The organism is Variovorax sp. R-27, assembly GCF_049913215.1.
Lineage (GTDB): Bacteria > Pseudomonadota > Gammaproteobacteria > Burkholderiales > Burkholderiaceae_C > Variovorax.
Genome location: NZ_CP183984.1, coordinates 1,531,284 through 1,548,534 on the forward strand (window position 1 = coordinate 1,531,284; position 17,251 = coordinate 1,548,534).

Consider the following 17,251-nt stretch of genomic DNA (forward strand, 5'->3'; position numbering starts at 1 on the left):
GCGGCTTCGCAGACATCGCGCAAATCGCGTGGTGACGTTTCGATACGCGTTCCGGAGCGCGTTTCGTGTGGCGCGGTGCTACGTAACACACGCAGTAACCCGCACGTAACAACGGCGAAAAAACGGCCTTTTCAAGGCCTCCTCAAGCCCTCGTTTTTCGGGGCGTTCGAGGCAATTTCTTCAATGAAATCAAAGTACTACATGCGCCGGCGCGCCGTGCGCCCCGGTGTTCCTCCGCGCGGGCATCGTTCCTGCGGTATCTGAAACGAAAGTCAACATTTCGTCGCTACCTGCGGGTAGCTACAGAGCCAGAGGACGTCGCGTGATCAATTTTTTCTTGGGCATTGAAAACGCATGCAGCGCGGGCGAAGTCCGCTGCGTGCCGGCAGGAGAGCGGTCATGGAAATGAGCATGCAATACGCCGCCGCCGTGCGGCATGTGCCATCGGCTGCGCAGTTGTATGGCGGCGTTTTTCACGCAGCGTTGATCGTCGCGGACGATTCCATCGCCGCCGACCGCATGCGGCGCATCCTCGCCGAACTCGCGCCGCATCGCCGCGTGGTGATCGCGTCGGGCCAGGCCGAGGCGCTCAACCTGCTGGCGGCATTGCCCTATGACCTCGTGCTGGTCGACATGCGGCTGCCGGGCAACGACGGCGCTGCGCTGCTTCAGCATGTGCGCCAGGCTTATCCGCGCATCGAGAGCATCGGCATGTCGGCAACCGACGACCAGGAACTCGTGAACGCAGCAATCGCTGCCGGCGCCATCGGCTATCTGCTGACCGAAGCCGACGACGCCGAACTCGCCTATCTGCTGCGCTCCATCGAGCGCGGCGGCTCGCCGATGGATTCGCGCATCGCGCGGCGCATCCTCGGTTCGATTGCCGCCTACGCGAAGGCGCGCACGATCGAACCCATCCGCGTCCAGGCCCCGGTGCCGTCGTCGTCGTCAGAGCAGGCTTCTGCCGCCAGGCTGCCGCAGGGCCTGCTGTCGCCACGGGAACTCAAGGTGCTGCGCCTCATCGCACAGGGCTGGAGCAACCGGCAGATCGCGGACGCGGTCTACCTGTCGGTCAACACCATCGAGTTTCATGCGAAGAGCATCTATCGCAAGCTCTCCGTCAAGTCGCGGACCCAGGCGGTCCACGAGGCGATGCAGCACGGTCTTCTGAACTGAAGTCCCCGCGGCGACAGCCCTTGTCGCCCCCGGCGGGCGCCCCGCGAATGCGGCGCGCCTTGCCGTCGTTCGCCGGCCACGCGCATGGCGACCATTGAATATCCCTTGAGCGCCCCGCTACAATCGCGGGTTGACTCCTGCTCCAGCGAAGAAGACAAGAGGATCCCCATGAGTGACATGACCTCCGGCTCGCCCCGGATCGACACCAGCAAGCGGACGTGGTTGATTGCATCCAGCTGCGCCGGCGTGGTGGGCGGCGTGGCAACCGCCGTTCCCTTTGTGAGCACTTTCCAGCCTTCCGAGAAGGCCAAGGCCGCGGGCGCCGCGGTCGAGGTCGATATCTCGGGCCTCAAGGTCGGCGAGAAAATCACCGTCGAATGGCGCGGCAAGCCGGTCTGGATCCTCAAGCGCACCCCCGCGCAGATCGCCGAACTTCCCAAGCTGGACGGCCAGCTGGCCGATCCCCTCTCCAAGCGTCATCCCGACGAATTCACCCCCAAGTACGCGCAGAACGAGCACCGCTCGATCAAGCCCGACGTGCTGGTCGTGGTCGGCATCTGCACCCACCTGGGCTGCTCGCCGACCGACCGCTTCCAGGCCGGTCCGCAGCCTTCGCTGCCGAACGACTGGGAAGGCGGCTTCCTCTGCCCCTGCCACGGTTCCACTTTCGACCTGGCTGGCCGGGTCTTCAAGAACAAGCCCGCGCCCGACAACCTGCCGGTGCCGCCGCACATGTACCTGTCGGACACCAAGCTCCTGATCGGTGAAGACTCCAAGAAGGCCTGAGGCGGAAGAAGAACATGGCTGAATTCCACGAGATTTCCCCCAACGCTCCTGCCAGCGAGAAGCTGCTGAACTGGGTCGACAACCGCTTCCCGCTCAGCAAGCTCTGGAACGACCAGTGGGGCAAGTACTACGCGCCGAAGAACTTCAACTTCTGGTACATCTTCGGCTCGCTGGCCATGCTGGTGCTGGTGATCCAGATCGTCACCGGCATCTTCCTCGTCATGCACTACAAGCCCGACGCGAACCAGGCGTTCGCATCGGTCGAGTACATCATGCGCGACGTGCCGTGGGGCTGGCTCATCCGCTACATCCACTCGACGGGCGCCTCGGCGTTCTTCATCGTGGTGTACCTGCACATGTTCCGCGGCCTCATGTACGGCAGCTACCGCAAGCCGCGCGAGCTGATCTGGGTGTTCGGCTGCGCGATCTTCCTGTGCCTGATGGCCGAAGCCTTCATGGGCTACCTGCTGCCCTGGGGCCAGATGTCCTACTGGGGCGCCCAGGTCATCGTGAACCTGTTCGCCGCCATTCCCTTCGTCGGCCCCGACCTGGCCCTGCTGATCCGCGGCGACTACGTGGTGAGCGACGCCACGCTGAACCGCTTCTTCAGCTTCCACGTGATCGCCGTGCCGCTGGTGCTGCTCGGCCTGGTGGTGGCCCACCTGATCGCGCTGCACGAAGTGGGTTCGAACAATCCCGACGGCATCGAGATCAAGGCCAAGCGCGGCCCCGACGGCCATCCGCTGGACGGCATTCCGTCGCATCCGTACTACACGGTGCACGACATCTTCGGCGTGGTGGTGTTCCTCACGATCTTCTCGGCGGTGATCTTCTTCGCCCCTGAAGCCGGCGGGTACTTCCTCGAATACAACAACTTCATCCCGGCCGATTCGCTGAAGACGCCGAACCACATCGCTCCGGTCTGGTACTTCACGCCCTTCTATTCGATGCTGCGTGCGACCACCGACGACATGGTCAACGTGTTCGCGCTCATCGTTGCCGCGGCCGCCATCTGGAACCTCGTCAAGGGCAAGTCGGGCATGGGCCTGAAGATTGCCGGCGTCGTCGTGGCGGCTGTCGTGATCTTCCTGCTCAAGAACTTCGACGCCAAGTTCTGGGGCGTGGTCATCATGGGCGGCTCGGTCATCATCCTGTTCTTCCTGCCGTGGCTCGACCATAGCGAAGTCAAGTCGATCCGCTACCGTCCGGGCTGGCACAAGTATGTGTACGGCGTGTTCGTGTTCTTCTTCCTGATCCTGGGCTACCTGGGCATCCAGGCGCCCGGCGTCTGGGGCAACCTGGTCATCGGCTCTTTCGCCCTCGACATCGCGCAGACCATTTCGCAGATCGGCACGCTCTTCTACTTCGGCTTCTTCCTGCTGATGCCGTGGTGGAGCCGCAAGGGCGAGTTCAAGACCGTGCCCGAGCGCGTGGTCTTCGCCGCTCATTGAGAACCAGAAGCGCAAGAGAGCTGAGAGAAACACGATGAAGAAAAGCATTTCCGGCTGGCTCGCGGTCCTGGGTCTCGCACTGGGCCTGACCTTTTCCGCGGCGGCATCGGCCGAGTCCGAAGGCATCGCGTGGGACAAGGCGCCCAACAAGACGACCGACGTGGCCGCCTTGCAGAACGGCGCCAAGCTGTTCGTCAACTACTGCCTGAACTGCCACTCGGCAGCCTTCATGCGCTACAACCGCCTGCAGGACATCGGTATCACCGAGCAGCAGATCAAGGATAACCTTCTGTTCGCGACCGACAAGGTCGGCGAAACCATGAAGGCCAACATCGACGCGCGCCAGGCCAAGGAATGGTTCGGCACCACGCCGCCCGACCTGACGCTGGTCGCCCGCTCGCGCGCCGGCCACGGCGGCACCGGCGCCGACTACCTCTACACGTACCTTCGCACCTACTACCGCGACGACACCAAGGCTACCGGCTGGAACAACCTCGTGTTCCCGAGCGTCGCCATGCCGAACCCCCTGTGGGAACTGCAAGGCGAACGTCGCCCGGTCTACACCAAGGTCGAACAGCACGGCCACGAAACCGAAGTGTTCAAGGGCTGGGAGCAAGTCACTCCCGGCACCCTGACGCCCGTGCAGTACGACAATGCGGTCGGCGACCTGGTGAGTTACCTGCAATGGATGGCCGAACCGGCACAGAACACCCGCATCCGCATCGGCGTGTGGGTGCTGCTGTTCCTGGCCATGTCGGTGGTATTCGTGTGGCGACTGAACGCCTCGTACTGGAAAGACGTCAAGTAGTTCCGTCCACGCCGACCGGATACCCTCGGGCATCCGGTCCCACAGAGTGGGTTGCCAACGCGACCCACTCTTTTTGATTTTTAGGAGTCTCTCGCCATGATGGTCTTGTATTCAGGAACGACCTGCCCCTTTTCCCACCGCTGCCGCTTCGTGTTGTTCGAAAAGGGCATGGACTTCGAGATCCGCGACGTCGATCTCTACAACAAGCCCGAAGACATCAGCGTGATGAACCCGTACGGCCAGGTGCCGATCCTGGTCGAGCGCGACCTGATCCTGTACGAGTCGAACATCATCAACGAGTACATCGACGAGCGCTTCCCGCATCCCCAGCTGATGCCCGGCGACCCGGTCGACCGCGCCCGTGTGCGCCTGTTCCTGCTCAACTTCGAGAAGGAACTCTTCGTGCACGTCTCGACGCTCGAGAACCGCACCACCAAGGGCAACGAGAAGGCGCTGGAAAAGGCCCGCTCGCACATCCGCGACCGCCTCACGCAGCTGGCACCCGTGTTCCTCAAGAACAAGTACATGCTGGGCGACAACTTCTCGATGCTCGACGTGGCCATCGCGCCGCTGCTGTGGCGCTTGGACTACTACGGCATCGACCTCAGCAAGAACGCGGCACCGCTCTTGAAGTACGCCGAGCGCATCTTCTCGCGCCCGGCCTACATCGAAGCACTCACGCCTTCTGAAAAGGTCATGCGAAAGTAAGTAAGCTTCGTGCCTGCTTCCATCGTTTTCCGTCGCTTTTCATGATCAACGCGCTCGAGTCGTCTTCCACCCGCCCGTACCTCATCCGGGCGCTGTACGAATGGTGTACCGACAACGGGTTCACGCCCTATGTCGCGGTGCAGGTCGACGACACCGTCCAGGTGCCGCGCGAGTACGTGAAGAACGGCGAGATCGTGCTCAACATCAGCTTCGACGCGACCAGCTCGCTCAAGCTCGGCAACGACTTCATCGAGTTCAAGGCCCGTTTTGCGGGCACGGCGCGTGAAATCAGCGTGCCGGTTGGGCGCGTGATTGCCATCTACGCACGCGAAAACGGACAGGGCATGGCGTTTCCCGCGCCGGCACCGTCGGTTCCTGCGGAGCACGACGGCAGCGATGGCCCGGTCTCCGCGCCTTCGCCCCAGGGCCCTGCCCGCATGCCCTTGCGTGACGCCTCGCGCGGCACCGAAGGCGATGCCGGCAAGATCGTTCACCTGGTGACGGGCGAGGACGGCGACGAAACGGTCGATGCGGGCTCGCCCGCCGATCCGGTCGACGAGCCGCCGCGCCCGCCGGCCGGTGGCGGCACCAGGCCCTCGCTCAAGCGCATCAAGTAGCAGTGGCAGGAGCGAGCAGCCGGGCATGCCGGCTGGCGCTACTAGAATCACGCACTGGAATTTCGCCGCTTTAGCTCAATTGGTAGAGCACCCGCCTTGTAAGCGGAAGGTCGTCAGTTCGATTCCGACAAGCGGCACCATGCAAAGAACCCCTGAGTCCTGAATCGGCTCAGGGGTTTTTTCATGCCGAGGCCGATTGCGCCACGCCCTGCATCAGCAAGCCGAGCATTGCCAGCTGCGCCACCAGCGCCGGCCGTTGCGCCGACCGCAGGTTCTCGAGCACGGCCTCCAGCAGCGTTGCGCCTCGCCCCAGCCCGGCTTGCTTCAACCGCAGCACCTGCGCTTGCGCTTTCGACATTGCGCCGCCGCCCTGATGGCGCAGGCCTTGGCGCAGCCACAGCGCCAACAGCTCCAGCGTGTCGCCGGCCAGCGCGTTCAACGCCGGTACTTCTTCGGCGTCGCTTTCCAGATCCAGCGGCTTCGGCGCGACCGCTTCGACCTGCAGCACCACCGCGCGCTGTGCCGTCAGCAGGCTCAGCGGCTGCATGACGGCCTGGCTGCCTTGCAGATGCACCGTGCCCGCCACGGCGCGCAGCACGCCGTACTCGCCGGCGAGCGCGCGTGCCAGCGCATCGACCGCGCCAGGTGTGGCCGCGCGATGCGGCAACGCCAGGTGCAACTGCGCGTCTTCGGTCTTGGCCTCGTTCGCTTCGTCCGCCGCTGCCTGTCCAAGCCGCGCATGCAGCACCTGCGCCGCCGCATCCCAGTGACAAGACGCCTCCTCCATGCGTTCGAACGCCACCACATGCAGCTGCCCTGAGGCACCAGCCGACGCGCCGCTCGCAGCCTGCCGCGGCCGGACGAAATCGGGCTGAGCCTCTTTCAGATGCGCCACCAGCCCCGCCACGCTGTTTTGCCGCAGCGGTGCGACCAGGTCGTCCCACGATTTCGGCGACAGCGGCAGCACGCCGGTCTGCCGCGCGCCCGCCGTGATGTCGACCAGCCCGTTGGCGCGCCGCGTCGCGGTCTTGGTGATGACCTGTCCGCTCGCCAGTTGCCGTAGCGGAAAGCCCGCGACACGCCGGTTCAGCAGGTTGGGCGCCGCGCCGCCGGCCGCCGCATCGGCCTCGCGCGACCACTGGCGCTCCAGCACGGTCACGTTCTGCGTGTCGGGGTCGGCAAAGAGAATGTTCGCGCCCTCGGCCGTCTCGTCGGACCAGAGCTCCGCGCCGAGCGACACCAGCCGCAGATGATCGAGCGCGACCTCGCCCTTCACGCCGATGCCAAGGATCTGGCTGGCCGGTAGCGCGGGCCGCGCAGAGCCATCCTGCGGCCGCCCGGCATGCGCCGCTGCCTGCAGCCGCGCCCATAGCTCGGTCAGCACGCGCACCAGCCGCAGCGGCTCGAATCGGCTGCTGCGCGCCTGCTGGGCCTGCAGCAGCTGCCAGAGTTCGTCGAGCGCGTCGTCGATCCAGTTCCAGCCCAGCGCGCGCACCTGGCTGCGCACGGCCTCGAAGCGGGCCGCCAGCGCCATCAGCGGCTGGCTGGAACCGTCGAGCCAGAGCGACAGCAGCAGGGCGTCGATCTGCGCGCGCAGGGTCAGCGCGGCTTCGCCCTGCATGGCTGAGGGCAGCGGCGCGGGTTCCGTCGTGTCCACGCCCGCGGATGCGGACGGTTGCACCTCGACCATCACCTCCGCCGAACCGGGCGCCAGCAAGCCGGCTTGCCGGAAGGCCCACACCGCGATCACCACGTGCGCGCAGCCGCTGCCCTGCTTGCAGTCGCAGCGCGCATGAACCAGCGAGCTGCGCGAGAAGAAGCGCACGCTGCACATCGGCAGCCGCGCCACGGGCGGCGCGCCGGCGCTGCGCCAGGCCTGCACGCCGACCACAGGGCGCGCGGCGGCGAGCTTGTTCGCCTGTTCGAGCACCGAGGGCGCGAGGCTCGCGGCCAGCGCGGCATCGTCGAACTGCGCGGGGCTCCATGCGCCGTCCGGCTCTGCCGAAGCCTCATCGGGCGTGTCCGGCGCATCGGCCTTTGCCGACGCAGCCTGCGCCTGGTAAGCCAGCACCAGCATCACCCGATGCCGGCACATGCCGCTCGCCGGGCAACTGCATTGCGCGTCGCGCAGCGTGCGTCCCGGCGGCAGGCTGGTGCGCACACCGTCGTCGAACTGCGCCTGCACCACGCCGTCCGCGCCGGTCTCCATCTTCGGCAGCAGGCTGGCGGCCACGTCTTTCTGCGCGCGCTTGACGAAGCCCGCATTGGCCAGAGCCGTCAGTGCCTCTGGCGTCAGCTCGAGCAGGTCGGCGCGCCATGTTGTCGTGGAGCCGCTCATCCCTGCACCTTCTCGGCCAGCCAGCCGGCGAGCTGGCCCGGCGTCATCGCGCCGATCTGCGCGCCTTCGCGCACCAGCCGAGCGGCCATCTCGCGGTCGTAGTTGGGCTCGGCCTTCGAATCGAGGGCGGCCAGCCCCAGCACCTTCGCGCCGGACTCGACCAGCGCCTTCACGCGGCGCACCAGTTCATGCTCGCTGCCGCCTTCGTAGAAATCGCTCACCAGCACCACGATGCTCTTGCGCGGATTGGCGACGAGCGACTGCGCATACGCCACAGCCTTGGCGATGTCGGTGCCCCCGCCCAGCTGCACCTTCATCAGCAGCTCGACCGGGTCCGACACGTCGGCAGTCAGGTCGACCACCGCGGTGTCGAAGGCCACGAGCCGCGTGCGCATGCCGGGCAGCTGCCACAGGCAGGCGGCCATCACCGCGCTGTGGATCACCGAGTCGACCATCGAGCCGCTCTGGTCGATCAGCAAAATGATGTCCCATGGCTCCGCATGCCGCTTGGTGCGGCTGATGAACACCGGCCGCTCCACGTAGAGCTTGCGGCGTTCCGGGTCGTAGCGGTGCAGGTTGGCCGCCAGCGTCTGCTTGAAGTCGAAGTTGCGCGCCACCTTCATGCGCGAGCGGCGGCGCCGGTCGCGGCTGCCGCTGAAGGCCTGGCGCACTTCGGTGGCGAGCTTTTCCATGATGCGCCGCACCACCTCGGCCACCAGCTTGCGCGCGGCCGCCAGCACCTGCGGGTTCATCAGGTGCTTGGTGTGCAGAACCGCGCGCAGCAGCGATTCCGAAGGCTCGATGCGCTCCAGCACTTCGAGATTCGTCACCACCTCGTCGATGCCGTAGCGCTCGACTGCGTCCTGCTCCAGCCGCTCGATCACTTCCTTGGGAAAGAGCGTGTGGATGGCGTTGATCCAGTCCGGCGTGCTCAGCGCCGAGGGGCCCAGGCCCGCGCTGCGTTCGCCGCGGGTCGCACGGTCGCCGTCTCGGCCGTAGAGCCAGTCGAGCGCGGCATCGGCGGCCTGCGCCTCGGCGCTCAGGCTGCCGCAGGCCGATTCGGCGGGGTCGCCCAGCAACAGGCGCCAGCGCTGCAGCGGATCGGGAATGTCGAGGCTCATGGGTGAGGCCTTCCTTGCGCGTCTTCCAGCGTCACGCCCCAGGCTGCGAGGCGCGCGAGCACGGCGTCTTCCACGCGGCGGGCCTCGGCCAGTTGCTCGGGCGCGGCCTCGCCGGCGCGGTGGGCCGTGAGCGCGCGGCGCGACAGGTGCGTAGCATCGTGCAACGCCAGCACCTGGTCGGCCAGCAGCCCGCGCTCCTGCGGCGGCAGCCAGGCGAAGGCGGCGCGCAGGCTGGGCATGGCGCGCACGAAGTCGGCGTTGTCCAGCGCCTGCACGGTGCGGTCCATGCCGGCGACGAAAGCGGGCTCGGACGACAGCGTTTCGCGCGCCAGCGCCAGCAGTCCGGTGAGCGCGTCGCCGAGCACGGGGGCGGGCAGCGAGTGCAGCAGCTGCATGGCTTCGCTCACACCGTGATCGCTGTGCGTTTGGGCATCGGCAATCCGGCCAGCCAGGCTCAGCGTTGCGCCCAGCGCCGCGCCGCGGCTCACGGGCGCGGCACTGGTGTCGGCGGCCTTGCGTTGCCATACGGCGAGCGCACGAGCTGGCTCCACGTCGAGCAGCGATGGTGCGTGCGTATCGTGCGCGTTGTCCTGTGCATGGGCCAGCACGTCGGCCACGATCCGTCGCAGCGCGAGGTGGCCTTCGAGATGCGCCTGCATGTCTGCCGGTGTGATGGCGGCGGGCGGCTCCAGCAGCCACAGCGCACGGTCGAAGCCCGATTCGATCACCACGCGCAGCACCGGCGCATCGGCCATGCCGAGCATCTGGCCGTGGCGCAGCAGCGTGTGCAGCACCGACAGGGCAGGGCCCAGTGCCTCGAAGCGCGGCTCGCTGGCAATCGCGCCGCGCAACTCGCGCAGCAGCGCATCGCTGAGCGCCGACAGCCCCGCCCACGCGGCCTGGTTGAGTCCGTCGGCCAGCGGGCCGATGTGGCCGTGGGCCTGGCGCAGATCGTCTTCGAGCCGGGCGCGCGCCGCGTCGTGCAGGCTCGCGCCCCAGGCGCCGGCCTCGATCAGCGCGGCCTGCTGCTCCAGCGGCTCGCTCAGCGACCAGAGTTCGGTGCGTTCGCCCGACATCGCGAGCTTCGGCCCTTGCGTGCGGCGTACGCCGGGCAGCCGCAGGATCGACAGCCGGTGCAGCACGCGGCTCTTCGCGCGGTCGGCATCGAGCAGCAGGTCGAGCTTGAGCTGGCCGCGCAGCACGATGCCATGCGCCGCCAGCTCGGCCTGTACGGCGGCCACCAGCGGCGGCTGCGGCGTGCCGGGCGCGAGGCGGCCGACGGTGTCGCCGGCCAGCACGTCCATGGCCTGCACCAGCACGGGATCGGTGCCGGGGCGGATCGCGCCGCGATAGGTCCAGGGCAGGGGCGCGTCGAGCGCGTCTTTCACGAGCGCGCCGGCCAGTGCGTCGAGCCAGTCGGAGCGCAGCGGCTTCTCGTGCCCACGCAGCCGCGCGAGCCCTTGCGCGCGCAAGTGCACAGCCATCAGGTCGGCGGTGGAGGCGGGCAGTTTCTTCTCGCGCAGGCGCTGCATCACATGCTGCAGCGTGCGGTGTGCGGCGCCCTCGGGGCCGTGGTCCCAGACCCACTGGTAGTAGGCGGGGGAGGGCATGCCCGAGGCATAGCCCGCAAAGGCATCGAGGCGCTTGAAGGTGTAGGGCACGAGGTAGGAGCCGAAGCGCAGCGTGGCCTCGGGGTCAGGCGTCCCAGACGCTTCTTCATCGTCGGAGGATTCGAGCGAGGGCTGCGGAGTGGCGGGCAGTTCGGTCGGCAGGCTCTGCCAAAGCCGCGCCAGCGCGGGCGCGTGATAGCCGCCGCACACTACCAGCGCCTGCGCCCGGCCCGCTTGGCTCGGCTGCGCCATCGCCCAGGCGATCCAGCGCGCCATCATCTGCTCGCGTGCCTGGTTGCCTTGCGAGCCCCGGTCCTCGCCGCGCAGGTGATCGAAATAAGTCGAGAGGCGCTGCGCCAGTTCGGCCGCATCGCAGCCGTCCTCGAACAGGTGGTCCCACAGCGCATCGCGGCCCTGCACCGAGAGCTTTTCGGTCAGCGCGCGCTCGTAGGCTTCGGCGCGCTCCTCGTGTTCGTGGTCGGCCACGTCGGCGTAGCGGTTCTCCATGCGCGAGAAGGCGTCGTGCCAGGCCGGCAGATCGATGAAGCGCACAGCGGCACCGACCTCGCGTGCCACCTGCAGCGCCTGCCACTCCGGCGAATGCTCGGCAAAGGGCGACCACGAACCGCGGTGCGTCTGGTCGCCCGAGAGATAGCTGTAGATCGCCACCGGCAACTGGTGCGGCAGGTACAGCTCGTCAAGGCGTTCGTTGAAGTCGGCCGGGCCTTCGATCAGCACGTACGCCGGGCGCAGCGTGCGGATGCGCTCGGCCACCAGCCGCGCGCAGGCCGGGCTGTGGTGGCGCACGCCGACGATGTGGGGTTGCTGCATCGGCGCGTGTTCAGGGCAGGCGGTGGCGTGCTTCGTAGTACGCGCGCCAGTGGGCACCGTTGCGCTTGGCGGCCTTCTGCTCGAAGTAGCGGCGCAGCTTTGCGCGGTCGTCCGCGTTGTCCTTCACCACCGTGCCGGCGATGCAGTCGACCAAGTCTGCGGGCGAGCCTTCGCGCTGTTCGAGGAACCATGCGCGCACGCCGACTGCATGCGCCACGTTCACGGCTTCGGCGGTGGACATCACGGCGGTGAGCCGGTCCATGGCCGCATCGCTGCCCGCATTGCCGTTGTCGCCCTTCGCGGGCGCACCGCGCAGGTCGCGGAAGGTCGACACCAGCAGCTCCAGCACAGGTGCGGGCACCGTCTTCGGAATGCCGCTCTGCGCGAGCAGCCGCGTCGACGATTCCTGCACCAGCGCCAGTTCGCGGTCGAAGTCGAGAATGGGAAACACCGTCTCGAAGTCGAAGCGCCGCTTCAGCGCCGCGCTCATCTCGTTCACGCCGCGGTCGCGCGTGTTGGCGGTGGCGATGATGTTGAAGCCCTCGCGCGCGTAGAGCATGCCGTGCTCGCCCGACAGCTCGGGCACCGCCATCACGCGGTCCGACAGCATGCCGAGCAGGCAGTCTTGCACTTCGAGCGGTGCGCGCGTGATTTCTTCGAAGCGCACCACCTGGCCCTTCTGCATACCCAGGAACAGCGGCGCCGGCACCATCGCGCGCGGGCTCGGCCCTTCGTTGATGAGCAGCGCGTAGTTCCAGCCGTACTTGATCTGGTCTTCGGTGATCGATGCGCCGCCCTGGATGGTGAGCGTCGAGATGCCAGAGATGGCCGTGGCCAGCAGCTCCGACAGCATCGACTTCGCCGTGCCCGGCTCGCCCACCAGCATCAGCCCGCGGCCGGTGGCCAGCGTGACGAGCATGCGCTCGATGCTGGCCACGGGCGCGACGATCTTCGGTGCGATGTCGAGCGCCGCGTCGCCGAGGATGAACGAGCGGGCGGCCTTCAGGCCGAGCACCCAGCCGGGCGGGCGCGGGTCTTTGTCCTGCGCCTGCAGCCGCGCGAGCTGTGCGGCGTACAGGATCTCGGCTGGCGGGCGCTGCAGGTTCGATGCGCCGGTGTCTGGGGAGGACTTGCTGGAAGTGGCCATGATGGGTGCGGGTGAAGCTAGAGGATCCTGTAGTGACCGGGCTTGCCGGTCTCGATCGTGATGTCCGTGTTGTCTTGAGAATAGGTGTGGGTGGACCTCAGCCGGATCTTGCCGCCCTGGAAAGCCTCGCCCCGGTCGTCCAGCCTGAGCACAGCCATGCCGTTCGACAGTTCCTTCACGAGCACTCGGGCCGTTCGCCGTGGCGTACCGCGCTCGCCAATGGTCAGCCATTCGATCCAGAGGCGCGAGTGCACATGCTCGAAGCCCTCGTCGGCAATCACGACGCGGAGCACGCCGCCGCCTTTCGGCGAGAGCCATTCGCCGCCTGTTGCCACCGTGCGGACCTGCGTCGGCACCTCGGGCGCCATGCCCTGGGCTGCGGCCGTGGTCACAGCCAGAGCGAGCCCTGTGGCCAACATCCAGCAGCGCAGCCTCATGCCCTGAGGCCTTCCATGTCGCGGATCAATTCACTCGCGGAAATCGGATCGAGCTGGTGCAGCGCCTCGGCATCGCGCATGTCGCCCCAGCCCGAGGGCTTGCCCACCTGCACCTGGCCGAGCGTCTGCTCGGGGTATTCGTCCACCATGCCGACGATGATGCCGGGGTCCAGGCTCAGCTCGATCACGCGGTCCGTGCCCAGCGGCTTGCTGAAATACCAGATGCAGCCGCCGTCCTGCGCCTGACCGCGGCGCCAGCCCTTGTTGGCCAGCCCCAGCACGCGGCCGGTGGGCACTTTGGCGTCTTTCCAGCGCTCCAGCTTCAGGCTCTTCTTCTCTTCGTCGGTCAGCGTGTAGATGTCGCGGCCGATCTGCGCGAAGGGCTGCAGCAGTTCGTAGTCGGCGAACACCTGGCCGAAGGCCGCTGCGTCGGCGGCTGGCAGCTCCAGCGCATGCGGCACGCCGATGCGGATGTTCTCGCCCTCGGGCAGTTCGAACGGATCATCTTCTGCCGTGGTGTAGCTGCCGTCTTCCGCCACGCGGAAGCAGGCCTGCAGCGTGCCGCCGTAGCTGGCACTGCCTTGCACCGCGTACACGCCCCAGATCAGCCGCTGCACGATGTGGCGCACCAGCGGGTGCTCGACCAGGAACATGCGGAACACCTCGGGCGTCCAGCGGCGGCGCGCGCACATTGCCACTTCGAGGCGCAGCAGCTGCTGGCTGGCGATGGTGCGCACGTCCTTCTTCAGCAGCTTGAAGCGTTCGACCGCTTCCTTGCTCAGTTCGGCGTCGTCGGTCTTCTTGGGCTTGGGCAGGTCGGGCAGGCGCGCGCCGTCGACACCGTCGGCGCCGGTCTCGCGCACGTAGGGTTTGAGCGTTTCGTCGAAGCCGACCTTGAATGCGCGTGGGCCGAAGTCGAGCCGCATCGTGCCCTGCTCGTCGAGGCCGAGGTCGGGCGCGAGCCGGTCTTCGAGTTCCTCGGTGCTGAGGCCGCGTGCTTCGGCGATGGCATCGATCTTCTCGCGCGCCTTGTCCTGCAGGCCCTTGAACTTGACCTTTTGCGCAATGCCGTTGAGCAGCATCAGCGCGACGTCGCTGCCGATGGTGGCGAGCACGTCGAGCCCGGTCACGGCGCGCGCGTGTGCGGCCTCACCGGGCCAGGCGCGGATGAAGGGAGTGAGCTTGCGTGCGGTGTCGTCGTTGCCGAAGAAGCCGAGTGCGGTGAGCGCCCAGCCTTCCTTGCTCGGGCCGCCGGCTTCGAGCCAGGCGGTGAAGGCGTCCCAGGCGAATTCGGCAAGAGAGTCGGTGTCGCAAGCCTCCTTGGCCACGGCGATGCCGCCGTAGATTTCCTCGTTGGTCGGAAAGGTCAGCATCTGGCCGAGGTTGTCGAGCACGTCGTCGGGCAGGGCCTTGCCGTTCTTCAGCGTGGGTCGGCGCCAGCCGCGCGGCTGCCAGAACTCGGGCAGCTTCGCGCGCCTGGTGGGAAAGCGGTCGAGCGGGCTTTCGTCGAGCACGGCGCGCAGCGCCTCAACAACTTCAGGCTTGCCGTAGCGGCCGGCCACGTCGAGCAGCAGCGCTTCGTGGCCGTTGGCCTGCAGCAGGCGCAGCGCCGAACCCGCGCAGTCACGTGCTTCGCCGGCCTTGCCGAGCGCGGGCGCAATCAGGCCGGCGGCGGCGTGCTCTGGATATTTCAGCAGCCATTCGCGGCCTTCGGCGCGCAGCGTCTTGAGCTTGGCGAAGGCGCGCGCGGCCGGCATGGCCAGTTCGGCGGCGCCGTAGTTCAGGGCGTACGAGAGATTGTCGGTGGGCTTGGAGCGCACCATGGCCACCAGCCCCGGCAGCACGGCGAGGCCGTGCGTGGCCAGGATCATGCCGATGCTGTCGCTCTCGGCTTCGCCTGCGACCGCATTCCAGAACGGCACGCCGATTGCCGCCGGCAGCAGCGCCGAGAAGCTTGCATTGAAGGTGAACCAGTAGTAGCGGTCTTTCTTGCGCTCGGCCACCATCGCGCGCCAGCTGGCGGTCAGGCCGTCGGCGTCGCCGGCCGCGATGGCCGCCGCGGCGGTCTTGGCGAAGGGCGCCAGGCTGATCCTGCCCTTGTCGAAGCCCAGCGAGTCGAGCAGCGCCTCCGTGTTCTTGCGCGCAGCGTCGTAGCGACCGGTTTGCCATGAGTTCAGGCGCAGCGCCTTCTCGCGCTCGCCTTCGCCCCACTGTTCCACCGGCGCCAGCGCCAGCGGCTCCAGCACGAGCGCGCCGGCCGCCTTCTTCTGCACCTTGGCGAGCCACGGCGGCGCTGCCAGCACGCCGGGCAGCTCGCTCGCGTCGGCCACTTCGGTGGGGCCGGCCAGCAGCGCCAGTTGCCGGTCGATCACCGCCTGCGCGCCGGCATCGAGCCAGGGCCGCAAGGCCGGCAAGGACGCGCTGTGCGCGCGCAGCAGGCGCGTGAGGCTGGGCGTGACGAGGTTGGCGTCTTTCCCTCCCGCCGCGACCAGCCGCGACAGCGCGGGAATGGCCGCCATCGGCCAGCGGTCGACGGCCAGCGCCAGCCGCGCCAGCGCACCCTTCGAATTGCTCGCCACGCGGGCGAGCGCCTGCACGGCTTCGGGCGTGCCGATGCAAGCCAGCGCATCGCCCGCATCGTCAGTGGCGGCGCCGCGCTCCAGCACCGGCACCGCGTCAAGGCCGCGCTCCTGCACCAGCGTGCTCGTCATGGGGCCGCTGCCCCAGAAGCCGGTCGAATAGCTCAGGCGGACCTTCGCGGCCAGCGCGATGGCGTCGGGGTCGGTGGCTGTCAGCAGCAGCCAGTGCATGGTTTCGGGCGTGGTCTTGTCGGCCGCGAGCGTGTGCACGAGCGTGTTCGAGATCTCGGGCGCATCGGGCAGCAGCATTGCCAGCGCGGGCTGACGGCTGGGGTGCACCTTGGGCAGGCCGGCTTCGATGCGGTCGCGGCAGTCCTGCCAGACATCGGGGGTGGCCAACGCCAGGTGTGCGCGCAGCGTCTGTTCGCCTTGCCCCAGCGGGCCGTAGTAAGAGTCGCCCATCTGGCGGGCGACGGCGGTGCCGAAGCTGCTCTGGTGCTTCTGGGTTGCGCGGTCGTAGGCGGTCTGCACATCGATCTGCTGCGCGGCCAGCGCCATGTCGATGGTGGCTGGCAGCCCGTACTGCTTCACGAGGTAGTTCACCAGCACGTTGCCTATCTCGTGCACGTTGTAGCGGCCCCCGGTGCCCAGCGCGAGTGCCAGCAGCACGGTGTCGGCCTCGGCGTCGGCCGCGGGGTCAGGCTGCGTGCTGCGGTCGACCATGCGCTGCGTGGCCGCCCGTAGGGCCGCGTCAGTGCCGGTCATGTTGACGTTGAGCTCGAGCTTGCGGCGCACCGGCAGCCAGGCTGCGGCCACGCTCACCGCTTCGTCGGAGGGCTTTGGCGGAAAGCGGCGCGACGGGAAGGCTTCGCGCTGCATGTCGGGCGAGAGCCGTATGGGCGTGCCGGCGGCGAGCCAGGGCGGGGTGTCGGCGCTTGCGGGTATTTCGACGCTGGTCGCGGGGGGAACTGCGTGCGATGCGCTTGGCGCTGCGGCGCCCAGTGCTTTCGCGATGGCCTGGGCGTCCTTGGCTGGCGTGCAACTGGTGCCCCAGCCTGACAGCAGGCCCTCGTTCTTGAGGCGCTTGAAGGCAAGCGCCGCGCCTTGCTCGCTCACGCCGTGCTGGCGCTTGAGAGTGCCGGCCGAGAGCGTGTCGCTGGAGGTCAGAGTACCGGCTTCGATCTGCGCGCGCACGGTTTCGAACACGCGGTCGGCCTGGCTGTCGATGCCTTCGGTGGGTGCCGCATCCGCGGCCGTGGTGCTGGCGACGACGGCCGTCGGCGTAGGGGGCTTTTCCGCTGGCTCTGCCTTCTCCACCTTCGGCTTCGCCTCGGTCTTGCCGATGGCCGCGCTGGCGGCCACGCCCACTTCGGAGTAACCCTTGCCGGTCTTCTCGGCCACCAGCTTGGTCAGCGCGGTGGCAGCCTTGGTGGCGTCGTCGAACGACTTGGTCTGGCTCTGGCCCGCGGTGCCGATGCGGCCCCAGCGAATGTTGAGCTCGGTGTCTGCCTGCTCGATTTCCCAGAATTTGCTGGCGGTTCCCTCGATGAGTTCAAAGCGGCGCATGGAAAAAACATCCTCCTGTGAGTTCGCCGCAGAGGATAAAGGGCCTGCGTGAAAGCTCGGCCCCTCTACAGCAAGA

12 protein-coding genes and 1 tRNA gene are annotated in these 17,251 nt (G+C 67.7%); 7 read left to right on the plus strand and 6 right to left on the minus strand.

Annotated elements, in window-relative coordinates:
• Positions 1-411: 411 nt before the first annotated feature.
• From ACN9MV_RS06835 to ACN9MV_RS06865, 7 genes are all read left to right on the plus strand, one after another.
• Complete coding sequence (locus ACN9MV_RS06835; RefSeq protein ID WP_426391668.1) at positions 412-1,176, plus strand: LuxR C-terminal-related transcriptional regulator; 765 nt, start codon at positions 412-414, stop codon at positions 1,174-1,176.
• 168 nt (positions 1,177-1,344) lie between these two features.
• Entirely contained in the window at positions 1,345-1,962 is a 618-nt protein-coding gene (gene petA, locus ACN9MV_RS06840) for a ubiquinol-cytochrome c reductase iron-sulfur subunit (RefSeq protein WP_093048676.1), read from the plus strand.
• Between the two features lie 14 nt (positions 1,963-1,976).
• Positions 1,977-3,413 carry a cytochrome b gene (locus ACN9MV_RS06845; protein ID WP_093048679.1) on the plus strand — a complete coding sequence of 479 codons (1,437 nt, stop codon included), beginning with the start codon at positions 1,977-1,979 and terminating at the stop codon, positions 3,411-3,413.
• 34 nt (positions 3,414-3,447) lie between these two features.
• Positions 3,448-4,221 (plus strand): cytochrome c1, encoded by a 774-nt coding sequence (locus tag ACN9MV_RS06850; RefSeq protein ID WP_093048682.1) that lies wholly within the window; start codon positions 3,448-3,450, stop codon positions 4,219-4,221.
• A gap of 96 nt (positions 4,222-4,317) precedes the next feature.
• A complete protein-coding gene (locus ACN9MV_RS06855) occupies positions 4,318-4,929 on the plus strand; it encodes a glutathione S-transferase N-terminal domain-containing protein (protein ID WP_007835362.1) in 612 nt (203 codons plus the stop codon).
• Positions 4,930-4,970: 41 nt separating this feature from the next.
• Entirely contained in the window at positions 4,971-5,546 is a 576-nt protein-coding gene (locus ACN9MV_RS06860; RefSeq protein WP_093048685.1) for a ClpXP protease specificity-enhancing factor, read from the plus strand.
• A gap of 64 nt (positions 5,547-5,610) precedes the next feature.
• A tRNA-Thr gene (locus ACN9MV_RS06865) sits at positions 5,611-5,686 on the plus strand.
• Positions 5,687-5,727: 41 nt separating this feature from the next.
• Here the strand turns inward: ACN9MV_RS06865 and ACN9MV_RS06870 are convergent.
• Genes ACN9MV_RS06870 through ACN9MV_RS06895 form a run of 6 tightly spaced genes read right to left on the minus strand, consistent with a single transcriptional unit; the run spans position 5,728 to position 17,175 of the window.
• A complete protein-coding gene (locus ACN9MV_RS06870; RefSeq protein WP_426391669.1) occupies positions 5,728-7,884 on the minus strand; it encodes an SWIM zinc finger family protein in 2,157 nt (718 codons plus the stop codon).
• Positions 7,881-9,005, minus strand: a complete 1,125-nt coding sequence (locus ACN9MV_RS06875; RefSeq protein WP_093172457.1) for a VWA domain-containing protein — start codon at positions 9,003-9,005, stop codon at positions 7,881-7,883. The genes ACN9MV_RS06870 and ACN9MV_RS06875 overlap by 4 nt, the downstream gene beginning before the upstream one ends.
• Entirely contained in the window at positions 9,002-11,446 is a 2,445-nt protein-coding gene (locus tag ACN9MV_RS06880; RefSeq protein ID WP_426391670.1) for a DUF5682 family protein, read from the minus strand. The genes ACN9MV_RS06875 and ACN9MV_RS06880 overlap by 4 nt, the downstream gene beginning before the upstream one ends.
• 10 nt (positions 11,447-11,456) lie before the next feature.
• Complete coding sequence (locus tag ACN9MV_RS06885; RefSeq protein WP_093075842.1) at positions 11,457-12,593, minus strand: ATP-binding protein; 1,137 nt, start codon at positions 12,591-12,593, stop codon at positions 11,457-11,459.
• 17 nt (positions 12,594-12,610) lie between these two features.
• Complete coding sequence (locus ACN9MV_RS06890; RefSeq protein WP_093075841.1) at positions 12,611-13,030, minus strand: hypothetical protein; 420 nt, start codon at positions 13,028-13,030, stop codon at positions 12,611-12,613.
• The gene (locus tag ACN9MV_RS06895) at positions 13,027-17,175 is read right to left on the minus strand and encodes a WGR and DUF4132 domain-containing protein (RefSeq protein ID WP_426391671.1); all 4,149 of its coding nucleotides are present in this window, start codon (positions 17,173-17,175) and stop codon (positions 13,027-13,029) included. Before ACN9MV_RS06895 ends, ACN9MV_RS06890 begins: the two co-directional genes overlap by 4 nt.
• Between the last annotated feature and the right edge of the window lie 76 nt (positions 17,176-17,251).

Coding starts and splice junctions, on each gene's coding strand:
- ACN9MV_RS06835 (WP_426391668.1), top strand. CDS start 412: ATGCAATACGCCGCCGCCGTGCGGCATGTGCCATCGGCTGCGCAGTTG.
- petA (WP_093048676.1), top strand. CDS start 1,345: ATGAGTGACATGACCTCCGGCTCGCCCCGGATCGACACCAGCAAGCGG.
- ACN9MV_RS06845 (WP_093048679.1), top strand. CDS start 1,977: ATGGCTGAATTCCACGAGATTTCCCCCAACGCTCCTGCCAGCGAGAAG.
- ACN9MV_RS06850 (WP_093048682.1), top strand. CDS start 3,448: ATGAAGAAAAGCATTTCCGGCTGGCTCGCGGTCCTGGGTCTCGCACTG.
- ACN9MV_RS06855 (WP_007835362.1), top strand. CDS start 4,318: ATGATGGTCTTGTATTCAGGAACGACCTGCCCCTTTTCCCACCGCTGC.
- ACN9MV_RS06860 (WP_093048685.1), top strand. CDS start 4,971: ATGATCAACGCGCTCGAGTCGTCTTCCACCCGCCCGTACCTCATCCGG.
- ACN9MV_RS06870 (WP_426391669.1), bottom strand. CDS start 7,884: ATGAGCGGCTCCACGACAACATGGCGCGCCGACCTGCTCGAGCTGACG.
- ACN9MV_RS06875 (WP_093172457.1), bottom strand. CDS start 9,005: ATGAGCCTCGACATTCCCGATCCGCTGCAGCGCTGGCGCCTGTTGCTG.
- ACN9MV_RS06880 (WP_426391670.1), bottom strand. CDS start 11,446: ATGCAGCAACCCCACATCGTCGGCGTGCGCCACCACAGCCCGGCCTGC.
- ACN9MV_RS06885 (WP_093075842.1), bottom strand. CDS start 12,593: ATGGCCACTTCCAGCAAGTCCTCCCCAGACACCGGCGCATCGAACCTG.
- ACN9MV_RS06890 (WP_093075841.1), bottom strand. CDS start 13,030: ATGAGGCTGCGCTGCTGGATGTTGGCCACAGGGCTCGCTCTGGCTGTG.
- ACN9MV_RS06895 (WP_426391671.1), bottom strand. CDS start 17,175: ATGCGCCGCTTTGAACTCATCGAGGGAACCGCCAGCAAATTCTGGGAA.